Raw genomic sequence first — 5,384 nt, forward strand, 5'->3', positions numbered from 1 at the left:
ATATCTATATGTTATATACTATTTCTTGTATAGAACAATATACTTACTTAAAGAGTATATAACATAAGTTTTTTCATTTTTAAATATTATATTTTCATATAGGGGGGCTTTATAAATGAGTTTTATTACAGTTAGAAAAATACCATCTCCAGAGGAAATTAAAGAACTTACTCCTCTATCAGCTAATCTTCAAAAGATTAAAGCTGAAAGAGATGCTGAAATCAAAGAAATATTTGCCGGGAATAAGGAGAAATTTGTTGTTATTATAGGACCTTGTTCAGCAGATGATGAAAACTCAGTTTGCGATTATGTTAACAGACTTGCAAAAGTAAATGAAAAGGTTAAGGATAAATTATTTATCGTACCAAGAATTTACACAAATAAACCAAGAACTACTGGTGAAGGATACAAAGGAATGTTCCATCAACCAGATCCTGAAAAATCACCTAACATCCTAGAAGGATTAATTTCTATCAGAAAAATGTTTATTAGAGCTATTGAAGAGTCAGGTCTTACTCCTGCTGATGAAATGCTTTATCCTTCTAATTATATGTATTGTGATGATTTATTAACTTATGTGGCCGTTGGAGCAAGGAGTGTTGAGAATCAACAACATAGACTTACAGCTAGTGGAATTGAGGTTCCAGTTGGTATGAAAAATCCAACAAGTGGGGATATATCTGTAATGTTTAACTCTATCCAAGCAGCACATGCAAAACATAACTTCTTATATAGACATAACGAAGTAAATACAACTGGTAATCCATATGCACATGCAATTATGCGTGGTTCTGTTAATAAACACGGAAACAATATTCCTAACTATCACTATGAAGATTTAATGAGAGTTGCAGAATTATATGCTGAATCAGATTTCCCATATCCATCAGTAATTGTTGATGCGAATCACGCTAACTCTATGAAGAAGTTTGCGGAGCAGCCTCGTATAGTAAACGAAATACTTTATAGTAGAAATTATAATAGTGACCTTAAAAAATTAGTTAAGGGTGTTATGATTGAAAGCTACATAGAAGAAGGATGCCAAAAAATTGATGATCGTATTTATGGAAAATCAATTACAGATCCTTGCCTAGGTTGGGAAGCTACTGAACGATTACTTTATTATATTGCTGAACAAGTATAATTAAAAATGTTAAATTAAATAAAATGCAAGTCAGCTTGATAGTAATTAACATGCTGACTTGTAATTTTTTTATTATAATTAATTCTGATGGAGATGATAAATTTTAATGAGATATTTAAGCGACTACCACCTACATTCAAACTTTTCTTTTGATTCAAAACAAAAAATTGAAGAAATCATAATTAAAGCCATTTCTATGAATATAAGAGAAATATGCTTAACAGAACACATAAGTTTTGATCCTGGTGATAAAAGCTACGATTTCTTTAGTTTTAGACATTATGAAAGTGAGCTATTTAGGCTTTCACAGAAGTATTATAAGGATATTAATATTAAAACTGGATTAGAGATTGGAGAATACCACCTTTATAAAGGTGATTATGATAAATATTTCAAAGAGAACAAATTAGATTTTGTAATAGGTTCTATACATAACCTTAACGGACAAGGACTAAGAGTAAATATTCTAGAGCATGGTGCTAAATATGCCTATGACACTTACTTTAAGGAAGTTTTAAATTTTGTGGAAGTTGGCGATTATGATGTATTAGGTCACCTTGACATTATTCAACGTTATGCATTTAAGGAGCACGGAGTTTATAATTTTCAAGATTATAAAGACAATATATATGATATCCTAAAAATAATAATCCGTAGTGGTAAAGGGATTGAAGTTAATACTTCTGGTCTAAATGATAATCTACTTTTCCCAAAGTTAGAAATACTTCAGATGTATAAAGACTTAAACGGTGAAATATTAACTGTGGGCTCTGATGCACATACAACTAATAGAGTCGGCGAAAAAATAAATTATATATATGACCTTTTAAAAGATATAGGATTTAAATACATATTCACTTACACTAACAGACAAACAAAAGGAAATCCTTTGTAAGTAAACAATCAAAATAAATATAGATAAACAACATATAGCTTAGAAGTATACCTATAACTCGCCGAAAGAGAAGGTGCTTTATTACTCGGTTGCTAGAAAAAAAGCACCTTCTCTTTCTAGTTGAGATATATTACCAAGAATAAGCAAAATTCATAGTTTTTATATCTATGTAGATAAATAACATATAATTTAGATTTATGCGATAAACTAACCGAATTTATATATTTAGTTTTGAAATATATCCAACTAGAAATGAGTAGCATACTTTTGTGGAATGTTTCATAAGGAATCTTTATGGTAGTGATTCTTAGAATAAAAGTTGTTCCAAATATGCTAGTTCGAAGCTTGCCTTTGATGCTAGCATTTTGGGCACAACTTTTGTTCTTAGAATCACCCATAAAAATTCCTTAGAAACTGGAACAAAAGTATGCTATTCATTTCGTTGATTATATTACATAAGTCTAAGTTACATATTGTTTATCTATAGAAAGTTTTCATATAGATAATTGCTTTCTTACATAACTATCTTCTTATATCTTCTTTTTGAATATCTATTATTTCTGCATCGGTATTGGATTCTATGAAATTAATAATATTCTCCATTGTTGAATCGCTTTGGGCCGAGTTCGCACATAAGCCTACAATTCCTATAACTATTTTTTTATGTATATCTTGTTCTTCTGCTTCTACCACCGATATATTGAATTTATTTTTCAGCTTTTGAACAATACTTTTCACAATCATTCTTTTTTCTTTTAGTGAATGTACCCATGATGCTCTTAGGGTAATTTCCATATATAAAATATTCATATATTCCTCACATTCTATGTTTATCCCAATTAAGTATATAATGAGTTCATACTCTATATATAGTTGAGCATATTTTTAGTTATGCAAAGCTATATTATATACTAATTAGAGATACAATTTAGTTTCAACTCTTCTATCATATTCTGACCAAGTTCCTGATTGTGTAACATTTTTTATTTGAGATATCTTATTCATGGTCGCATCTATTGAATCAGCGTAATTTAATATAAAGGCCTCTTCCATTCTCATCTCTCTTGGAGAACCATATTCAAGTTTTCCATGGTGTTGAACAACGCATCCTTTTATTCTCATAATAAAATCCTCACTATAAATCTCTGGTTTACTCATAACAGCCTTATCTATCATCTCAACGCCTATAACAATATGTCCCTCCATTTCGCCTCTGAGAGTATACTTAAAAGGCCCATCAAAATATAATTCATGTATTTTACCTATATCATGAAGCTTTGCAGCTAAAATAGCTATTTCTGTTCTTCTGCAATTATATTTTGCACATAGCATTTCAGTTACCTGCATAACACTTAATGTATGTTCTGCTAGCCCTCCAATATAATTGTGATGCATAGAAACACCGCCTATGCCTTTTTTAAATCTTTCTAGAAACTTTTCATCATTAAAGAAATAGTCATTTAAATTTTGTGCTTCTTCTGACAATATATATTTTTTTGTATAATCTTCGATATCGTTCATAATATCTTCTATAGGTCTGCTTACTGTCGGCAAATAATCAGAAGCATTGTAATTAGAAACAAATTCATAATCTTTCACATCTAGATTGTTATCTTTTATTCCTTCAATTTCCAACACTCTGCCCTCAATAATATCGTCTTTTTTATTTGGCAAGTTAGCTTTTATTTCTCCACTTCTATCAGCTAATATGCATACGACTTTAGAAGAATCTCTAAATAGTATTCTCATCACCATTAAAGATAACTTCATTCTTTCTCCACTTTTCATATCACTTAAGAAATTCTCTTTTGTACTCATTTCTTCCTCCCATTTAAACATAATTTCTAAGATATAGTATATGTAAAAATAATTTTTATACTTATTCTCCGTTATGTTTATATTAGGAAAATTTCTTTATTCGAAAAAATAATTTTAATTTAAGTATTATAATAATATATTTTTAACATTATAAACTTAATCTAAGACTCTTCCAGCATATTTCATACTCGATTTTGAAAGTCGAGAAATCTTTACGACATCCCCACTGTGTGATGCCTGAATATACATATCATTTCCGATGTACATTCCCACATGTGTTGCTTCAGAAGGCTTATTGAATACTAGATCTCCCGGATTAATCTCTGACATATTAATTGTTGTCGCAAACTTCTGTTGTTCTTCAGATATCCTAGGTAAATCTATTCCTTGTGCTTTAAATACATATTGCATAAAACCAGAACAATCAAAACCGTCCGGTGACTCTCCTCCCCATAAATATGGTACTTTCAAATATTTTTCAGCATCTTCAATTAATTTCTTTGTGCTATCACTAATATCCGACGGTAAGGCTACTGGAACAGTTATATCTGTACTACCAGATAATAATTCTCCGTTTTCCTCCATAAATTTTAGAATCCCTTGCTTTTGTTCTTCTAAATCCTTAATTTTATTTTCTACTTCGCCTCTATTTTGCTCTAGATTTTTATACTGAGCATCAATCTTATCATTTATATCCAAAAACTTTTTCCTTGATTCTTTTGCTTCTATAATTAGTTTTTTATCACTTGTACATATTTGATTTATTAAGGATAATTTTTGTACTGCATCTAAAATATTGCCCGAAGAAAATAATGCATCTATATATTGAAAAGACGTAATTTCAAGACCTCCATTTAGCTGAATTCCATTTAATCTTTCAGCTAGTTGATTATCTCTTTCTTCAACCTTTTCTTGTGCTATTTTTAATAACTCTGTATTATCTTTTATCTCATTTTCTCTTTCCTTAATCTGCTCTTTTAATTTATCAAGGTTGTCCATATTGTTTTCAATCTTATTATCACATTCCTCTATTTTTTGCACCGCTTGTTCAAGTGACAATATATCAGGGTCCGCATGTACTTGCGAATTAGCACTTGTTACTGTTGTAAAAAATAGTAAAGTTGCTACTATAAAACTACACTTACTTTTCATTTTATCCTCCTTTAGTCACTTAATATTCTTAGTACTCAAATCCATACCACTTAAAATTTAGTAGTTAAATATGTTTCTTTTAATTTATCCGTTCTTAATTTCACAGAAATTTTATTAAACCTTTTTAAAATTATATATATTATAAAAGAATATTCTTTATGCCTAAAAATAATGTATATACCCAAACTAGTATTGATTTTTTAATAAACGATACTTAATATTATAATATATGATTAAGTGGTATTTATTAACATTCTATTACGATTTTTTATTTATCGAAATAGAGGATACTCTCCGTAAACAAATCTTTTTCACAACATAATTGTTACATTTTTATACTTTCTAATCATTAAAATATTCACCATATCTTTAATA

General features: G+C 29.1%; 5 protein-coding genes. 2 read left to right on the top strand and 3 right to left on the bottom strand.

Going from position 1 to position 5,384, the window contains the following annotated elements; genetic code table 11:
* Positions 1 to 115 precede the first annotated feature (115 nt).
* The gene (locus CLCHR_RS23650) at positions 116 to 1,144 is read left to right on the top strand and encodes a 3-deoxy-7-phosphoheptulonate synthase (protein WP_079442397.1); all 1,029 of its coding nucleotides are present in this window, start codon (positions 116 to 118) and stop codon (positions 1,142 to 1,144) included.
* A gap of 106 nt (positions 1,145 to 1,250) precedes the next feature.
* Positions 1,251 to 2,039: a histidinol-phosphatase HisJ family protein gene (locus CLCHR_RS23655; RefSeq protein WP_079442398.1), complete on the top strand. Its 789-nt coding sequence runs from the start codon at positions 1,251 to 1,253 to the stop codon at positions 2,037 to 2,039.
* Between the two features lie 522 nt (positions 2,040 to 2,561).
* Here the strand turns inward: CLCHR_RS23655 and CLCHR_RS23660 are convergent.
* From CLCHR_RS23660 to CLCHR_RS23670, 3 genes are all read right to left on the bottom strand, one after another.
* Positions 2,562 to 2,849, bottom strand: coding sequence for a DUF503 domain-containing protein (locus CLCHR_RS23660; RefSeq protein ID WP_079442399.1), 288 nt, complete (start codon positions 2,847 to 2,849; stop codon positions 2,562 to 2,564).
* A 105-nt stretch (positions 2,850 to 2,954) separates the two neighbouring features.
* The gene (locus tag CLCHR_RS23665; protein ID WP_079442400.1) at positions 2,955 to 3,857 is read right to left on the bottom strand and encodes a 3'-5' exoribonuclease YhaM family protein; all 903 of its coding nucleotides are present in this window, start codon (positions 3,855 to 3,857) and stop codon (positions 2,955 to 2,957) included.
* Positions 3,858 to 4,013: 156 nt separating this feature from the next.
* Positions 4,014 to 5,009 (bottom strand): C40 family peptidase, encoded by a 996-nt coding sequence (locus CLCHR_RS23670; protein ID WP_079442401.1) that lies wholly within the window; start codon positions 5,007 to 5,009, stop codon positions 4,014 to 4,016.
* Between the last annotated feature and the right edge of the window lie 375 nt (positions 5,010 to 5,384).

Source organism: Clostridium chromiireducens (genome assembly GCF_002029255.1).
GTDB lineage: Bacteria > Bacillota > Clostridia > Clostridiales > Clostridiaceae > Clostridium > Clostridium chromiireducens.